Annotated in this window: 17 protein-coding genes; 8 read left to right on the top strand and 9 right to left on the bottom strand. The window is 66.5% G+C overall.

Translation table 11 applies throughout. The features are described from left to right. From DBR12_RS03200 to DBR12_RS03190, 3 genes are all read left to right on the top strand, one after another. Positions 1–574, top strand: a 574-nt coding sequence (locus DBR12_RS03200) for a chromate transporter (RefSeq protein ID WP_108615919.1), incomplete at its 5' end; no start/stop codon positions are given. Further along, positions 571–1,167, top strand: a complete 597-nt coding sequence (locus tag DBR12_RS03195) for a chromate transporter (protein ID WP_108615918.1) — start codon at positions 571–573, stop codon at positions 1,165–1,167. The genes DBR12_RS03200 and DBR12_RS03195, both read left to right, overlap by 4 nt. A 62-nt stretch (positions 1,168–1,229) precedes the next feature. Continuing rightward, the gene (locus DBR12_RS03190) at positions 1,230–2,210 is read left to right on the top strand and encodes a hypothetical protein (protein WP_108615917.1); all 981 of its coding nucleotides are present in this window, start codon (positions 1,230–1,232) and stop codon (positions 2,208–2,210) included. A gap of 32 nt (positions 2,211–2,242) precedes the next feature. On the opposite strand, the gene DBR12_RS03185 is transcribed toward DBR12_RS03190, so the two are convergent. The 4 genes from DBR12_RS03185 to DBR12_RS03170 form a co-directional block, all read right to left on the bottom strand. After that, the gene (locus DBR12_RS03185; protein WP_108615926.1) at positions 2,243–3,409 is read right to left on the bottom strand and encodes an ABC transporter substrate-binding protein; all 1,167 of its coding nucleotides are present in this window, start codon (positions 3,407–3,409) and stop codon (positions 2,243–2,245) included. Between the two features lie 161 nt (positions 3,410–3,570). Beyond that, a complete protein-coding gene (locus tag DBR12_RS03180; RefSeq protein WP_233244267.1) occupies positions 3,571–4,308 on the bottom strand; it encodes an NAD-dependent deacylase in 738 nt (245 codons plus the stop codon). Between the two features lie 150 nt (positions 4,309–4,458). Next, entirely contained in the window at positions 4,459–5,205 is a 747-nt protein-coding gene (rlmB, locus tag DBR12_RS03175; RefSeq protein WP_108615916.1) for a 23S rRNA (guanosine(2251)-2'-O)-methyltransferase RlmB, read from the bottom strand. A gap of 112 nt (positions 5,206–5,317) precedes the next feature. Beyond that, positions 5,318–6,031 (bottom strand): ABC transporter ATP-binding protein, encoded by a 714-nt coding sequence (locus DBR12_RS03170; protein ID WP_108615915.1) that lies wholly within the window; start codon positions 6,029–6,031, stop codon positions 5,318–5,320. A 15-nt stretch (positions 6,032–6,046) separates the two neighbouring features. On the opposite strand from DBR12_RS03170, the gene DBR12_RS03165 reads away from it, so the two are divergent. Beyond that, entirely contained in the window at positions 6,047–6,721 is a 675-nt protein-coding gene (locus DBR12_RS03165) for an arylesterase (protein ID WP_108615914.1), read from the top strand. 16 nt (positions 6,722–6,737) lie between these two features. Here DBR12_RS03165 and DBR12_RS22500 read toward each other — a convergent pair whose 3' ends face one another. The 4 genes from DBR12_RS22500 to DBR12_RS03145 form a co-directional block, all read right to left on the bottom strand. Then, positions 6,738–6,926: a hypothetical protein gene (locus DBR12_RS22500; RefSeq protein WP_108615913.1), complete on the bottom strand. Its 189-nt coding sequence runs from the start codon at positions 6,924–6,926 to the stop codon at positions 6,738–6,740. A 64-nt stretch (positions 6,927–6,990) separates the two neighbouring features. After that, on the bottom strand, positions 6,991–7,863 hold the full coding sequence (locus tag DBR12_RS03155) for a DUF2189 domain-containing protein (RefSeq protein WP_233244266.1): 873 nt from the start codon (positions 7,861–7,863) through the stop codon (positions 6,991–6,993). Positions 7,864–7,959: 96 nt separating this feature from the next. Then, positions 7,960–9,198, bottom strand: a complete 1,239-nt coding sequence (locus DBR12_RS03150; RefSeq protein WP_108615912.1) for a PLP-dependent transferase — start codon at positions 9,196–9,198, stop codon at positions 7,960–7,962. Between the two features lie 58 nt (positions 9,199–9,256). Continuing rightward, complete coding sequence (locus tag DBR12_RS03145) at positions 9,257–9,751, bottom strand: BON domain-containing protein (protein WP_199226622.1); 495 nt, start codon at positions 9,749–9,751, stop codon at positions 9,257–9,259. A gap of 170 nt (positions 9,752–9,921) precedes the next feature. Between DBR12_RS03145 and DBR12_RS03140 the strand changes: the two genes are divergently transcribed. From DBR12_RS03140 to DBR12_RS03125, 4 genes are all read left to right on the top strand, one after another. Then, positions 9,922–11,610: a SulP family inorganic anion transporter gene (locus DBR12_RS03140; RefSeq protein WP_108615910.1), complete on the top strand. Its 1,689-nt coding sequence runs from the start codon at positions 9,922–9,924 to the stop codon at positions 11,608–11,610. A gap of 102 nt (positions 11,611–11,712) precedes the next feature. Beyond that, positions 11,713–12,486 (top strand): GGDEF domain-containing protein, encoded by a 774-nt coding sequence (locus DBR12_RS03135; RefSeq protein ID WP_108615909.1) that lies wholly within the window; start codon positions 11,713–11,715, stop codon positions 12,484–12,486. 10 nt (positions 12,487–12,496) lie between these two features. Then, positions 12,497–13,351 carry a MinD/ParA family protein gene (locus DBR12_RS03130; protein WP_108615923.1) on the top strand — a complete coding sequence of 285 codons (855 nt, stop codon included), beginning with the start codon at positions 12,497–12,499 and terminating at the stop codon, positions 13,349–13,351. Positions 13,352–13,444: 93 nt separating this feature from the next. Continuing rightward, complete coding sequence (locus DBR12_RS03125) at positions 13,445–14,212, top strand: sulfurtransferase (protein ID WP_108615908.1); 768 nt, start codon at positions 13,445–13,447, stop codon at positions 14,210–14,212. A gap of 58 nt (positions 14,213–14,270) precedes the next feature. Here DBR12_RS03125 and DBR12_RS03120 read toward each other — a convergent pair whose 3' ends face one another. Next, entirely contained in the window at positions 14,271–15,059 is a 789-nt protein-coding gene (locus tag DBR12_RS03120) for an ABC transporter substrate-binding protein (protein WP_108615907.1), read from the bottom strand. Positions 15,060–15,132: the final 73 nt, after the last annotated feature.

Here is a 15,132-nt window from a genome sequence, read left to right as displayed (position 1 = left end):
CTGCGACGCCGCGCCCCCTCCCCGGCCCCAGCCGCGCAACCTGGCCGACCTCTTCTGGTCCTTCACCTGGCTGGCCCTGCAAGGCTTTGGCGGCGTGCTGGCCGTGGTGCAGCGCGAGCTGGTGGAGAAAAAGCGCTGGATGACCAACGAGGAGTTCGTCGAGGAATGGGCTGTGGCGCAGATCATGCCGGGCCCCAATGTGGTCAACCTCAGCATCATGATCGGCGACCGCTACTTTGGCCTGCGCGGTGCGCTGGCGGCGCTGGCGGGCATGCTGACCTTTCCGCTGATCCTGGTGTTGGCACTGGCGGTGATCTATGCCGAGTTCGCCAGCCACCCGGCTGTGGCCGGTGCGCTGCGCGGCATGGGTGCCGTGGCTGCGGGCCTGATTGCGGGCGTGGGCATCAAGCTGTTTACCTCCATCAAGAACCACCCGCTGGGCCGCCCGCTGTGTGTTGTCTTCACGGCGCTCACCATCATGGCCATGGTGGTGCTGCGCTGGCCGCTCTGGTGGACCCTGCCGGTGATCGGTGGCGCGGCCTGCCTGCTGACCTGGAGGAAGCTCGCGTCATGACCAGCACAGCCTCCCTGCTCAGTCCCATGGACTGGCTCAACCTGTTCCTGTACTACCTGTCGCTGTCGCTCCTGGCCGTGGGTGGCGCCATCGCCACCGCGCCCGACATGCACCGCTTTCTCGTCGAACGCCAGGCCTGGCTGACCGACCCACAGTTCAACGCCTCCATCGCCATTGCCCAGGCCGCCCCCGGCCCGAATGTGCTGTTCATTGCCCTGCTGGGCTGGAACGTGGGCATGAACGCGGGTGGCCCCGGTGTGGCCGGCTGGCTGCTGGGCGCACTGGGCATGGCGGTATGCATGCTGGGCGTGATGCTGCCCAGCAGCATGCTCACCTGGCTGGCAACCCGTTGGGGCCACCGCAACCGTGAGCGCCGGGGCGTGCGCGCCTTCAAGCAAGGCATGGCGCCCGTGGTGATTGGCCTGCTGCTCGCCACCTCCTGGGTGCTGGCGCGGGCCCACGGCAGCACGACCTCCGACTGGCCCCTGTGGGCACTGAGCGCCGCCACCGTGCTGCTGGTGTGGCGCACCAAGCTGCATCTGCTGTGGATGCTGGGCGCCGGGGCGGTGATGGGGGCAATCGGCTGGGTGTGATGCAGCGGCGCCGTGCCACCACACCGCAGCCGGTGTAGATTGCGGCCCGGAGGGAACCACACATGATCGTTGCAAACCATTGGGCAGAAGCGCGCCGCCAGCACGGCCTGGGCCGCAAGAAGGTCACCGTCCAGCGCTGGGGCTGGTCAGACACCAGCGAGGCCGAAGCGCAGGCCATGGCCGACGCCCGGGTGGATGCCGCGCTCGCACAGGCACTGCAAGACCACGCAACACCCCGCCGCGAGCGCAAGGTGGCCTACAACGGAGCAGAAGGTGTCCCCATCCGCGAGGAAGTGCTGGAGCGCCATGGCGACACCGTGATCACACGCAACACCTATGGCGCCCGCTGCCTGAACACGCCCGACGTGCTCTTTGCGGATGTGGACTTTGCCACCGGTGCAAGCTGGAAGCTGCACACCGTGGCGGCGGCCCTGCTGGTGGTGGCCGTGCTGCTGCCAGCGCGCTGGGTGCTGGGCGGCTGGGGTTTTGCGGTGGGCATCCTGGCCCTGTTGCTGTTCACATCGCCGCTGGCCAAGCTGCTGCAGCGCCTGGGCCACGCACTGCAGGGCGGCCCGCAGGCACAGGCCATGGCCGGGCTGCAGGCCTTTGTCCAGCAGCACCCCCATTGGGCCGTGCGGGTGTACCGCACGCCTGCCGGGCTGCGCCTGCTGGCCACCCAGGGGCCGGTGGACCCGCTGAGCGCCGAAGCACAGGCTTTTTTCTCTGCCGTGGGTGCAGACCCTCTGTATGTGCGGATGTGCACCAACCAGCGCTGTTTCAGGGCTCGTCTGACGGGAAAGCCCTGGCGCATGGGCATCAACCAGCACATGCGCCCACGGCCCGGCGTCTGGCCCGTGCAGCCAGAGCGGCTACCCCAGCGCCAAGAATGGGTGCACCACTACGAGCAACGCGCCGCGCAATACGCCGCCTGTCACTGGCTTGCAACGGTGGGCAGCGGCGCCCAGCACATGGCGGTGCTGCCTGTGGTGGAACTGCACGACCGGCTCAGCGGGGCGCTGGAGCCCGCCCGCCCCCTGGCCTGAAGCCGCCAGCACCGCGTCACCACCAAGCCTGTTCAGCTGATCCGGCGCCCGTTCTCGGCATACACCGCCAGGTAGATCGCGTCAGAGCCGATGTAAGGGGCCTTGTTGCCAAAGCCGACGTTGAAGTCGCCAAAAGACAACGAGCGAATGCTGGCCAGGCCTGCGCGCAGGCGCTCGCGTGTGGGTTCCTTGCCTGCGTTTTTCAGGCCCTCGATCATGATCTGGGCGTTGAGCCAGCCTTCGAGTGCGCTGCCGCTGTTCAGGAAGGCGGGATCGCCGCCGGTGGCTTTCATGGTGCTCTGAAACCTGCGCACCACCACCGATTTTTGCGAATTGGCGTCCGGGAACACCTGCACCAGTGCCAGGCCGCGTGTGGACGCGGCCAGTTTGGGCAACTCGGACGAAATCACCGTGACCGACAGGCCCGCCAGCGGCACGCCCTGCGCCTTGGCGCGGAAGGCATGCACAAAAGCCGTGTTGGCCGTGCCCGTGGTGGCCAGCAGCACCGCGCCGGGACGCTCGGCGGCCACCTTGTCGGCCAGTTCGGCGCCGTTCTTGCCATCCACGGCCAGAGCAAACTCACCACCGCGTTCGACCTTGATTTCATCGAGCGCCGCAGACATGTCCTTGAGCACTTCCTTGCCGAAGGGGTTGTCCAGGTACACCACGGCAATGCGCTTGAGGCCCATGTCCACGATCTGCTTGACCAGGCGCTGGGTTTCCTCGCGGTAGGTGGGGCGCAGGAAGAACACATGCTTGTTGCCGGGCACGCGCAGCGATGTGGCGCCCGTGACGGGCCCTACGGTGGGAATGCCCTTGGACTCGACGAGCGGCAGGATGGAGGCGGTGTTGGCCGTTCCCAGGGGCGAGATCAGCGCAAACATCGACTGCGCTTCGACCATTTCGGTCACGTTCTTGAGGGTGCGCGCGGCCACGTAGCCGTCGTCCTTGGCATCCACGCGGATCTCGCGGCCGTGCACGCCGCCTGCGGCGTTCACCTCGGCAAACGCGGCCTTCATGCCTGCCAGCTGCTCGATGCCGGCCTGGCCCAGAGGGCCGGTGAGTGCGATGGAGCAACCCAGGGTGATGGAGCGGGCGGTCAGCGCCTCTTCAGCGGCCAGGGAGTGCGAGGCCCAAATGGGCAGACCGGTGGCCGCGACAGCCTGGGTGGCGCGCAGCAGAAATTGACGACGGCTCATGGTGATGCAGAGGCTGAAAGGGTAAAGGTGGCGCAGGCTACCGGCCACAGCGCGCACGCCCTGTCCGCTGCGTGACAAAAGCCGCCGCGAGGGATAAAACCCGGGGGTTTTCACCTAGTCAATGCAAGGCACCATGGCCGCCCGGGGCTTGCGCCCTGGTGTCAGCAGTTCAGCAGTTGCGGCAACACCGTGGCGGCCGTTCCGCGCAGCAGCGCATGTGCAACGCCATCCAGTTCGCTGGGTGCAGGGTTCAACACCACCACCTGCGCGCCCGCCGCCCGGGCCTGGTGCGCCAGGCCAGCTGCGGGGTACACCGCACCGGCCGTGCCCACCACCAGCATCAGCTCGCACTGCGCAGCCGCGTTCTGCGCCGCTTCGAGCGTGGCCCAGGGCAAGGCCTCGCCAAACCACACCACGCCGGGTCGCACCAGGTTGCCGCAGCGGTCGCAATGGGGCGGGTGCCCGGCCACGGCATGGTCGAGGTGGCAGCACGGGCGGGGGGTGTCGAGCCAGCGGTTGCTAGCGATGTCTCCGTGCAGGCACAAAACGCCCGTGCTGCCCGCACGCTGGTGCAGGCCATCCACATTCTGGGTGATGAGGGTGAGCCTGCCCGGATGCTGCTGCGCAAAACGGGCCAGCGCATGGTGCCCGGCATTGGGCTCCACATCGGCGAGCAGGTCGCGCCGGTACTGGTACCAGTCCCACACGCGCTGGGGGTGGGCGCGGAAGCCTTCTTCCGTGGCCATATCTTCGGGGCGGAACTGCGCCCAGTAGCCGGTCTGCGCGCCGCGGAAGGTGGGCACGCCCGATTCGGCGCTCACGCCTGCGCCGGTGAGCACGGCGATGTGTCGCGCCTGCTGGACCCAGGCGCGGACAGTTTGCAGAATCTGTGCGTCCAAGAACTGGGCCTCAACTTCTTCTTGCTGCGCGTCATTCAACCTGCAGCGCACGAAACTGGCGCGTGCCCAGACCAGTGCCCCCGCGCAAGGGCCGCCCCGCCGCGCTGGGGGCGTCCCCTCGGGGGGAAGGCGCGAAGCGACTCAGGGGGGTCAAGATCTCTGGCGCAGGGCCTCGTACAGGCACACGCCGCTGGCCACCGACACGTTCAGGCTTTCCACCGCGCCCTTCATGGGGATGCTGACCAACTCGTCACAGGTCTTGCGCGTGAGCTGGCGCATGCCGTCGCCCTCGGCGCCCAGCACCAGGGCCACGGGGCCTTTCAGATCGACCTGGTAGATGGTCTTGGGGGCGTCGTCGCTGGTGCCGATGCACCAGATATTGCGCTCCTTGAGCTCGTTCAGCGTGCGCGACAGGTTGGTGACCATGAAGTACGGCATGGTCTCGGCCGCACCGCTGGCCACCTTGGCCACAGTGGCATTGATGCCCACTGCGTGGTCTTTGGGGGCGATGACGGCATGCGCTCCCGCGCCATCAGCTACACGCAGGCAGGCGCCCAGGTTGTGCGGGTCGGTCACGCCATCCAGCACCAGCAGCAGGGGCTGCTCGATGCCAGCGGCTTCGAGGTTTTCCAGCAGCTCATCGAGCGAGGTAACCTGGGCCACGGGCTCGACCCGCGCGGCCACGCCCTGGTGGCCGTGGCTGCCTGCCAACTTGGCAATGCGCACGCTGTCGGCTTCGATGAGGCGGGCACCGGCCTCGCGGGCACGGTCGAGAAACTGGCGCATGCGCGCATCGCGGCGCGTGGCTTCGTAATAAATCTCGATGATGGACTGTGGCGCGGTCTTCAGACGCACGCCCACGGCGTGAAAGCCGAAGAGAACTTTGGGGCTGGACATGCGGGGATTATCCGCTGGCCACGGGGCGGCCCCACACTATGCTATTTATTTAATAGCTATAAAAGCAATACAGTCGCGCGGAAGCAGCCCAAAAAACCCCAAAAACTTCAACTCAGACGACCCGCCCCGCGTCGATGGTGATGCGGTGCTCGCACTGCGCAGCGATGGCCCTGTCGTGCGTGACGAGGACCAGCGTGGTGCCCTGCTCGCGGTTGAGCTCGAACATGAGCCGCATGATGGTCTCGCCCGTCGCAAAGTCCAGGCTGCCCGTGGGCTCGTCGGCCAGCAGCACGGCAGGCTGCACCACAAAGGCCCGCGCCAGGGCCACGCGCTGCTGCTCTCCGCCAGACAGCACCTTGGGGTAGTGCGACAGGCGCTGGCCCAGGCCCACGCGGGCCAGCATCTCGGTGGCGGCCTTGCGCGCGTTTTTGCGGACCTCGGGGCGGTTGGACAACTCCAGCGGCAGCATCACGTTCTCCAGCGCCGTGAGGTTGCCCATGAGCTGGAAGCTCTGGAACACAAACCCCACCTTCTGCGCACGCAGGGCGGCGCGGGCATCTTCGTCCAGCGCAAACAGGTCATGGCCGTCCAGCCGCACCGTGCCGCGTGTGGGGGTATCAAGCCCCGCAATGATGGACAGCAGCGTGCTTTTGCCCGAGCCCGAGGCCCCCACAATGGCGGCGGTTTCCCTGGCAGCCAGGCGGAAATCGATATCCCGCAGAATGTCGAGGGTTCCGGTGGAATCGGTCACCGACTTGAAGACATGCTCCACGGCAATGATGGGGGTTGCGGGCGATGCCTGCGGCAGTGGGGAGGATTCGGACATGAAAGGATTTTTGCTTTGATTCGATACCTGCGTCGGCGCCACTTTATCGTGAGCGCAGCCACCGGAGCATTGGTGGGGCTTTGCACCCCGGCCGCCCTGGCCCAAACCAAGGCCCCCGCCACGCCCGCACGCACGCCCCTGCTGCTGGTGCTGGGCGACTCGCTGAGCGCCGAATACGGCCTGGCGCGCGGCACGGGCTGGGTGGCGCTGCTGGAAAAACAACTCGCACAAGACAAGCTGAATGTCACTGTGGTCAATGCCAGCGTGAGCGGCGAAACCACCTCGGGCGGCCGCTCGCGCCTGGCGGCGCTGCTGGCCCAGCACAAGCCTACCCATGTGGTGATCGAGCTGGGCGGCAACGATGCCCTGCGCGGCCTGCCTCTCAAGAACACCGAGGAAAACCTGACCTGGATGACGCAGGCAGCCCAGAAGGCCGGAGCCAAGGTCTTGCTGGTGGGAATGCAGGTGCCGCCGAACTATGGCACCGACTACGCGAACAAGTTTGCGGGTTTGTTTGCCACCGTGGCGCAGGCCCAGAAGGCGGCCGTGGTGCCCTTTCTGCTGAAAGGGGTGGCGGATGGGCCAGACCCAACCCGCCTGTTCCAGCCTGACCGCATCCACCCGCGCGCCGAGGCGCATCCACAGATGCTGGCCAATGTGTGGCCGGAACTGAAAAAACTGCTGCGCTGACGCCAGCCCCCGGCTGTCAGGCGCTGGCGGCACCTCCAGGCTGGCCAGGGGTGGCCGGGTCACCCGCAGGCTGATCGTCAACGGGCTGGTCCCCGTGCGGCTCATCCGGCCTGCGGTGCGCCTTGGCCCTCAGCTTCTCTTCTTTTTTCTGTTTTTTGGCGAGTTCGCGCTGGCGCTTTTCGTATCCGTAGTTAGGTGTTGCCAAGGTAGTTGCTTCCTGAAATAGAGACCCACTGTAACAGCATGCTCCATTGAGCCAACTCGGGACATCACGCCGCAGCAGCCGGTGGTGGCGTGACCCGCGCAACCGCCGCGCGGTATGCGTGCCAGCTCGCAAAGCCCAGCACCGGGCCCGCCAGCAGCAACCCCACGCCCCAGAACCAAAGCGATGCCGCAACGATGGTGGTGATAAGCGCCCCCCACACCAGCATGACCAGGGGGTTGGCAAGTACCACACGCATGCTGGTGATGCCTGCGGTGAGGGCATCGGTGTCGCGGTCCAGGATCATGGGGATGGACACCACCGAGGTGGAGAACACCAGCGCAGCAAACACGCCGCCCACCACGGAATACACCGCCACAAAACTCCAGTTCTGCGGGTTGAAAACCGCCTGCAGCACCCCCGTGGTGGACGGCATGCCGGTGTTGAAGAACACCGCAAACACCACCAGCGACGCGCGGCCCCAGAGCAGCTCCAGCACCACGAGCACCAGCACGAGCATGCCCATGCTGCCCATGTGGCTGTCCCAGCAGGTGAGCGATTCGCTCAGCTGCGGCTTGAGCCCCGCCTCGCGCCTGCGGCTGGTGTCGTACAGCCCCATGGCCAGAAACGGCCCCAGCAGCAGGCAGCCGCTGGCCATGGACATGGTGTACTCAGGCCGCGTGCGGAACACCCAGCCCAACACCACCGCCATGCCCCAAAAGCACAGGCCATAGAACACTGCGATGCCCGGCGCCGTCCGCACGTCGTCCAGCCCCCGCAGCAGCCAGCGCAAGGGGTCGGCCAGTCGCAGCGGCTGCACCTCGACGGGCTGGGCGGTCTGGGCCTTCACACGGTCTGCAATGGCCTCGGCGTGCTGGGCTTCAGAGGTGTCCGGCGTGCTGAGTGGGTCCGGTGCGGGCTTGGAAGATGTCAGGGTCATGCCCTAACACTAAGTCGGCTGCAGCGGCAGCGCCACTGAGGAAAGCCCGTAGCCCGAACGGCGTAGGCTGCCGGGCGGCGGTGCCGAATAGCCCACTCAAGCGGCGGGAAAGGCGCGCTCCAGGGCCTGCTGCAAATCGCCCCGCAGGTCTTCCACCGCTTCAAGCCCCACGGAAAAACGCACCAGCGTGCCGGGCTTCAGGTGCGGCGAAGGACGGCTGCGCATGCTGCCAATGTTGTAGGGCACGACCAGGCTCATGGGGCCACCCCAGCTGTAGCCCAGCTTGAAAAGGCGCAGGCCGTCGCAGAACGCGTCTACCTGCTGCTGCGTGTAGCGCGCGTCGATCATCACACTGAACAGGCCCGCCGCCGCGCCCTGCCCGCCCTGTGCTGTGCCACACAGGGCCTTCCAGTGAGCGTGGCCGGGCGCACCGTCAAGAGCAGGGTGCAGCACCTGTGCAATGGCCGGTTGCTGTTGCAGCCACCGCGCCAACGCGCGGGCGGCTTCGTCGTGGGCGCGGTAGCGCAAGCCAATGCTGGGCAGCGCCCGCAGCACGGCCTCCACATCGTTGGCGCCCACCCCCAGGCCCAGGCGCATGTGCGTGAGCTTGATCTTCATGTGCAGGCCCAGGTCGCGCGTGATGACGCTGCCCATGAGCACATCGCCACCGCCGCTGGGGTACTTGGTCAGGGCATGGGCAGAAATGTCCACACCCAGGCTGCCGTCGCCCGTCAGGTCAAACGGCGCAAACGCCAGGCCCGCGCCCCAGGTGTTGTCCAGCGCCGTGGTCACGCCCCGCGCACGGCAGATGCGCACCTGCTCGCACAGGTCGGGAAACTCCATGCTCACCGAGCCCGGCGCCTCCAGCCACACCAGCCGGGTGGCGGGGGTGATGCGGGCGGCAAGGTCCGCCGGGTCCAGCGGGTCATAAAACGCATGGGTAACGCCGAAGCGGGCCAACTCGCCGTTGGCGAAGTCCTTGCCGGGGCCATACGCGTTGTCGGGGATCAGCACCTCGTCGCCGGGCTTGAGCAGGGCCAGCCCCACGTTGGCAATGGCGGCCAGGCCGCTGGGCACCAGCACGCACTGCAGGCCACCTTCCAGCGTGCACAGGCGTTCCTCCAGAATGAAGGTGGTGGGTGTGCCATGCAGGCCGTAGGTGTAGCCGCTCTTGTCCTTCCATTCGCGCGAACGCATCGCGGCGACGTTCGGGAAGATGACGGTGGAGGCCTTGTAGACCCCGGGCTGGGGTGCTTCAAAACCGGCGGGTGGCAGGTAATCGTGGTGGACGATGCGGGTGGCGAGATCGGTGTCGTGGTCTTTCATGGCGGCCATGGTAGCGTGCCGCCCACGTCCAGCCTGGGCGGCGCCATGCATGCGGGCTGGAGCTGCTTTAGCTGGGGTTCACTACCAGCTGGTTGTTCACCGAGGTGACTCCGCTGACGGCCTTGGTGATAGTCTCGGCACGGTCGCGGGCCACAGTGGAAGGCGCAGGGCCGTTCAGCGTGACCTTGCCGTTCACGGTGTCCACGTTGATCTTGACGGCGCTGAGATCAGGGTCTCTGGCCAGGCCTGCGTTCACCTGGGCGGTGATGGCAGCGTCATCGATCGCACCCTTGGCGGCACCGGCGGCCTGCTTGGCTGTCGCTTCAGCGCTGGCTGCGCCCTGCTCCATCTTGGTTTCCGCACTCTGCATGGCAGCCTCGGCTTTGGCGCGGGCATCGGCAGTGGCTTGCCCGGTTTTCTCGACGGCAGAGTCGAGCCGCTGGCCCACTGTGGGCTCTTCGGTCTTGCCACAGGCCGCGAGGCCCAGGGCCAGAGCGCTCACCGCCAGCAGGCTGGCCACACGATGGGTGGGGTGGAAACTGGTCATTGTCGAGTTGTTCATGCTGCGACTCCTTTCGGTTGAAACATGGCCCTCACCTCACTGTAGGCAGCCCCATACGGCATGTGGGTCAGACAGGGCCGAAGAGCCTGTAGGACGGTGCCGGGCTGCCATGCCGGGCGGTAGCCCCTCGCGACGGCAAATTCCTTGCATTGACACGCGACAATCGGGCAATGATTTCGCCGTTGCTGACCCGCTGGTTTCCGTTTCTCACATGGCCCCGTCCTGACCGCCACATGCTCAAGGGCGAGTTCTGGGCAGGCATGACCGTGGGCCTGATGCTGGTGCCACAGGGTGTCGCCTATGCCGCGCTGGCGGGCATGCCGCTGGTCACGGGGATCTACGCCTCGCTGATCCCTGCGTTAATCGCTGTGCTGTTCAGTGCCTCCACCCGGCTTGGCGTGGGGCCAACGGCACTCACCAGTCTGCTGATTGGCGCCTCGCTCACCGGCCTGGCTGAGCCAGGCAGCGCCCAGTGGGTGGCCATGGCGGCGTGGATGGCCATGCTCTCGGGCCTGCTGCAGCTGGTGATGGGGCTGGCGAGGTTTGGGTGGCTGCTGAACCTGGTCACCTCGCCTGTGCTCAATGGCTTCACGCAGGCCGCGGCTCTGCTGATTCTGGGTTCGCAGCTCGGTGCGCTCACCGGCCTGCGGGCCGCAGAGTGGAGCACCCTGCTGACCACCCCCTCGCCCGGCCTGTTCGACCTGACGGCCGCCGCCTTCGGGCTGGGCAGCCTCGCGCTGCTGGTGCTGGCGCGCCGCTGGCGGCCGAGTTTTCCGGCTGCCATCGTGATCGTGGGGGCTGCAGGCGCACTGAGCTGGGCCCTGGGGTATGCCGACGCCGGTGGCGCAGTGGTGGGAGCCCTGCCCTCGGGCCTGCCCGCCCCTTACTGGCCGGGAGCCTTGCCTTGGTCCAGCTTTTCGGCCCTGGTGATGCCTGTGCTGGTGGTCACGCTGGTGAGCTTTCTGGAAACGGCCTCCAGTGCCAAGGTCGAGAGCCAGCGCTCGGGGGAACAATGGAACGAAAACCAGGACCTGATCGGCCAAGGCCTGGCCAAGATCAGCAGCGGCCTGTGCGGCAGCTTCGCCACCAGCGCGTCGTTCTCCCGCTCGGCCATCAACCTCTATGCCGGAGCCAAAAGCGGCTGGGCCACGCTGTTTGCGCTGAGCCTGGTGCTGGTGGCGCTGCTGTGGCTTACACCCGCGCTGTACCACGTGCCGCAGTCGGTGCTGGCTGCTGTGGTGGTCACGGCCGTGACCAGCCTCATCAAGCCCGGCACGCTGCTGCGGCTGTGGCGGGTGTCGCGGGTCGAGGCCGTGATCGGTGGTATCACCTTTGCCCTGACCCTGGCCACGGCGCCGCGCATGTACTGGGGCGTGCTGGTGGGGCTGCTGGTCAACCTGAGCCACTTTCTCTACCAGCGGCTGCACCCGCGCATTATTGAAGTGGGCCTGCACCCCGACGGCAGCCTGCGCGACCGCCACCTGTGGCACCTGCCCCCACTGGCGCCCCGGTTGCTGGCACTGCGCATGGACGCCGAGCTCGACTTTGCCTCGGCCAGTGCGCTTGAGCGGCGGGTGGCCGAGCACCTGGCCCAACACCCCGACGTGGTGCACCTGTGCCTGCTGGCCCAGCCCATCAACCGCATCGACGTTACAGGGGTGGAGACCTTCGCGCAGCTGCTGGCGCTGATGCAATCCAGGGGCGGAACCCTGCACCTGAGCGGCCTCAAGCTGCCCGCCGAGCAGGTGCTCAGGCAGGCGGGCCTGCTGCAGGCGCGCGCCGGGCTGGCCATGTACCGCACCGACGCCGACATGCTGATGGCCATGCAGCAGTTGCCCGAGCCTGTCGCCAGGGCATGAACGCCGCCAGGCAAGCCACTGCCCGGGTTTTACCTACACCCCGGGCAGGGGCTGGCCAGCCCCTGCCACTGGTACACTGCGCAAACTCTCTTTGCTCGATTTGTGTCTGACTCTGCGGCCTCCCATCTAGTAGATCTGCGCGAACTTCGCCTGGACACTGCTCACGCGCTGGTCGCTCAGGCCGGCGGCAGCGAAGCAGCGTTGCACCGGGAAAGCCCTTCGTGCTACTTGCAAGGCCTGATCGACGGCCTGTGCGAGCTGTCCCTCAAAGACCCACTCACGGGCCTGGCCAACCGCCGGCATTTCCGTGCCGTGCTGGAACGCGAGATTGACCGCGTGACGCGCTCGGGCGAAGCAGCCCTGCTGCTCATGCTCGATATCGACCATTTCAAGAAGGTGAACGACACGCATGGTCACCCGGCGGGCGATGTAGTGCTGCAATCGGTGGCACGCACGCTCAGCGCCTGCGTGCGCCCCATGGATACCCTGGCCCGCTATGGCGGCGAGGAGTTCGCCGTGGTGCTGCCAGCCTGTCAGGCGGCCTTTGGCCGCGTGGTGGCCGAGCGCATCCGCCGGGCCGTTGCCAACACGCCCATCCGAATCTCGCCTGGGGTGGAACTGAACGTGACGGTGAGTGTCGGCGGCGCCTTTGCCATGCAGTGGATCCGCTCCACCACCTTGTTGTGGACCGACCGCGCCGACCACCAGCTCTACCAGGCCAAATCGGCCGGACGCAACCGCATCAGCATTGAGGAGCAACCCGACAGCACCGTCAGTGCCGAAGAGAAAAGCCTGTTGTTTGGCCCGCTCTACACCCCATCGGGTTGGGGCGACCTGCCCCCGCTGGACCCCAACCCCACAGGCAGCGCCTACTGAAAGTTAGATGATGAGCGACGCGCTGACCCCTCAACCCACCACGCCTGCAGCCTCTGCAGGCCCCGCCATACCAACACCCGCCGCCCAGGATGGCGCACGCATCATTGCTGTCACCAGCGGCAAGGGTGGCGTGGGCAAAACCTTTGTTTCCGCCAACCTCGCCGCCGCCCTCACCCGCCGGGGCCAGCGCGTGCTCGTGCTGGACGCCGACCTGGGCCTGGCCAACCTGGACGTGGTGCTGAACCTGCATCCCAAGATCACGCTGCACGACGTCTTCACTGGCAAAGCTGCGCTGGACGACGCCGTCATTGCCGCCCCCGGCGGTTTCGATGTGCTGCTGGCGGGCTCCGGCATGGTGGAGTATTCGCGCCTCACGCCCGAAGTTCGCAACCAATTCTTGAGTGTGATCCAGGCGCTCACCCCGCGCTACGACGTGGTGCTGCTAGACACCGGCGCTGGCATCTCCGACGTTGTGCTGTTCTCGGTGTCCCTGGCCTCCGAGGTTCTGATCGTGGCCACGCCCGAGCCCACATCGCTGACCGACGCCTACGCCGCCATCAAAGTGCTGGCCATGCAGCAAAAGCGCCAGCATGTGCGCATGGTCATCAACCAGGCCGCGCGCCCCGGCGACGGTCGCGCCATTACCAGCCAGCTGCAGCAGGTGCTAGACCGCTTTGTGAGCACCGAATCGGGCCGCCCCATGCGTCTGATCCACATGGGCGACATTCCCGCCGACCCATCGGTGCGCGATGCAGTGATGCGCCGCCAGCTGCTGCTGTTGCAAACCCCTGGCTGCCCGGCGGCGCTGGCCATCGCCCAACTGGCCAACAAGATAGAAACCACGCTACTGTCACCCGCCGCCTGAGAAAAAGTGAACACGTCCGGCTGCGCCCCCGAGCGCAACCCGGCCACTGTGACCCACAGGCCCGCCAGCGGGCCTTTGTGCATTTTTACTGCCGTGAATACCACCCACACCGTCCTCAACATCTCCTGCTACAAGTTTGTGCCGCTGCCCGATGCTGCTGCGCTGCGTGAGGTGCTGCACGAACGCGCGGTGGCCGCACAACTCAAGGGCACCATCCTGCTGGCCGAAGAAGGCATCAACTTCTTTCTGGCGGGGCCTGCCGATGCGGTGCGCGGCTTTGTCGGGCAGTTGCGCACCGACGCCCGGTTTGCCGACGTGCAGCCCAAGGAGAGCTGGTCTGCCACGGTGCCGTTTCGCAAGATGCTGGTCAAGGTCAAGCGCGAGATCATCCGCATGGACCACCCCACCATCCGGCCCGCCGAAGGACGCGCACCGTCGGTGGACCCGGCCACGCTGCACCGATGGCTTGCGCAGGGCCATGACGACGAGGGTCGCGAGGTGGTCACACTCGACACACGCAACGCCTTTGAGGTGGATGCTGGCACCTTCGACAACGCTATCGACTGGCGCATCGACAAGTTCACCGAGTTTCCGCCCGCCCTGCGCGCCCACAAGGCCGAGTTGCACGACAAAACCGTGGTGAGCTTTTGCACGGGCGGCATCCGCTGCGAAAAGGCGGCCATCCTCATGCGCGAGGAAGGCCTGCAACATGTCTACCAGCTGGAGGGCGGCATCCTCAAGTACTTTGAACTGACCGACGGCGCGCATTACCACGGCGGGTGTTTTGTGTTTGACGAGCGTGCCGTGCTCGCAACGGACCTGCGTGCAGCAGACAGCGAAAGCTACAAAATCAATAGCTAAAAGGGCTTACCCATCGCGCGGGAACCGCCTTTTTAACCAGAAATTCCAACCGGCATCTTCAGCCACCCTGCAGCGCCTGCGCCAGATCGGCGGAACAGGGCTGCTGCTGCAGGATCTTGCCGTACTCCCCCGACTGGCGCAGCGCTTTCAGCCCCCGGTTGAAAGCCTCCATGCGCTTGGCGCTGGCGGGCAGCTTCTCGCTCATCATCAGGTGGGTCGTGAAGTCGGGCACAAACAGCTTGGGGTGCGCCCGCACGCGGCGCGCCTGCTCGCCCGTGAACTTGGCACCCAGCAGGTCGCAAGCCACATTGCGGTCCAGCGGCACCAAGTCAACGCGGCCCGCCAGCAGCTTGTTGAGGTTGCTCACATCGTCGGGCGCCACATCCGCGCGCAGGGTGCCATCCTTGACCATGCGCCAAAACACGGGTGTGTAGGTGTAGTCGGCCACCACACCAATGCGCAGGCCCGCCAAGTCCTGCAGGCTGCTCCAGGTGAAGTTTCGGTCACTGCGGTACAGGATCTGCCACTGCTCGGTCAGCACGTTGTCGCTGACCAGAAACCCCTTGTCGCGCTCGGCGTTTCGACCCCAGGCGGCGGTGGCGTCCCACTTGCCATCGCGCGTCTCGACCAGGGCCCGCGTCCAGGGCAAAAACACATACTCCACCTGCACCCCGGCCTTGGCAAACGCCTGGCGCACGATGTGCAGGGACATCCCCTGGTCAGCCCTCGCCGAGCTGGCATAGGGCGGCAACTCGCCGGTGGCAATGCGCAGCGTCTCGGCCTGAACGCTGGCGCCCCCCACACACACCAGCAGCAAGGCCCAAAGAAGGCAAAGATGGCGTCGCATGGTGTGCTCCTTTTTTAACCACGGAAGAAATAACGTAACCACCTGTGTGCGTTGTGTCAATGTCCAGGCGCCT

Source organism: Acidovorax sp. HMWF029 (assembly GCF_003060895.1).
Taxonomy (GTDB): Bacteria; Pseudomonadota; Gammaproteobacteria; order Burkholderiales; family Burkholderiaceae_C; genus Acidovorax.
The sequence above is the reverse complement of the archived record's forward strand: the minus strand, read 5'-3'. Positions and strand labels throughout refer to the sequence as shown.

Bases quoted from the DNA above. Each gene is read 5' to 3' on its own strand.
- DBR12_RS03195 (WP_108615918.1), top strand. From the start codon at position 571: ATGACCAGCACAGCCTCCCTGCTCAGTCCCATGGACTGGCTCAACCTG.
- DBR12_RS03190 (WP_108615917.1), top strand. From the start codon at position 1,230: ATGATCGTTGCAAACCATTGGGCAGAAGCGCGCCGCCAGCACGGCCTG.
- DBR12_RS03185 (WP_108615926.1), bottom strand. From the start codon at position 3,409: ATGAGCCGTCGTCAATTTCTGCTGCGCGCCACCCAGGCTGTCGCGGCC.
- rlmB (WP_108615916.1), bottom strand. From the start codon at position 5,205: ATGTCCAGCCCCAAAGTTCTCTTCGGCTTTCACGCCGTGGGCGTGCGT.
- DBR12_RS03170 (WP_108615915.1), bottom strand. From the start codon at position 6,031: ATGTCCGAATCCTCCCCACTGCCGCAGGCATCGCCCGCAACCCCCATC.
- DBR12_RS03155 (WP_233244266.1), bottom strand. From the start codon at position 7,863: ATGACCCTGACATCTTCCAAGCCCGCACCGGACCCACTCAGCACGCCG.
- DBR12_RS03150 (WP_108615912.1), bottom strand. From the start codon at position 9,198: ATGGCCGCCATGAAAGACCACGACACCGATCTCGCCACCCGCATCGTC.
- DBR12_RS03145 (WP_199226622.1), bottom strand. From the start codon at position 9,751: ATGAACAACTCGACAATGACCAGTTTCCACCCCACCCATCGTGTGGCC.
- DBR12_RS03140 (WP_108615910.1), top strand. From the start codon at position 9,922: ATGATTTCGCCGTTGCTGACCCGCTGGTTTCCGTTTCTCACATGGCCC.
- DBR12_RS03130 (WP_108615923.1), top strand. From the start codon at position 12,497: ATGAGCGACGCGCTGACCCCTCAACCCACCACGCCTGCAGCCTCTGCA.
- DBR12_RS03120 (WP_108615907.1), bottom strand. From the start codon at position 15,059: ATGCGACGCCATCTTTGCCTTCTTTGGGCCTTGCTGCTGGTGTGTGTG.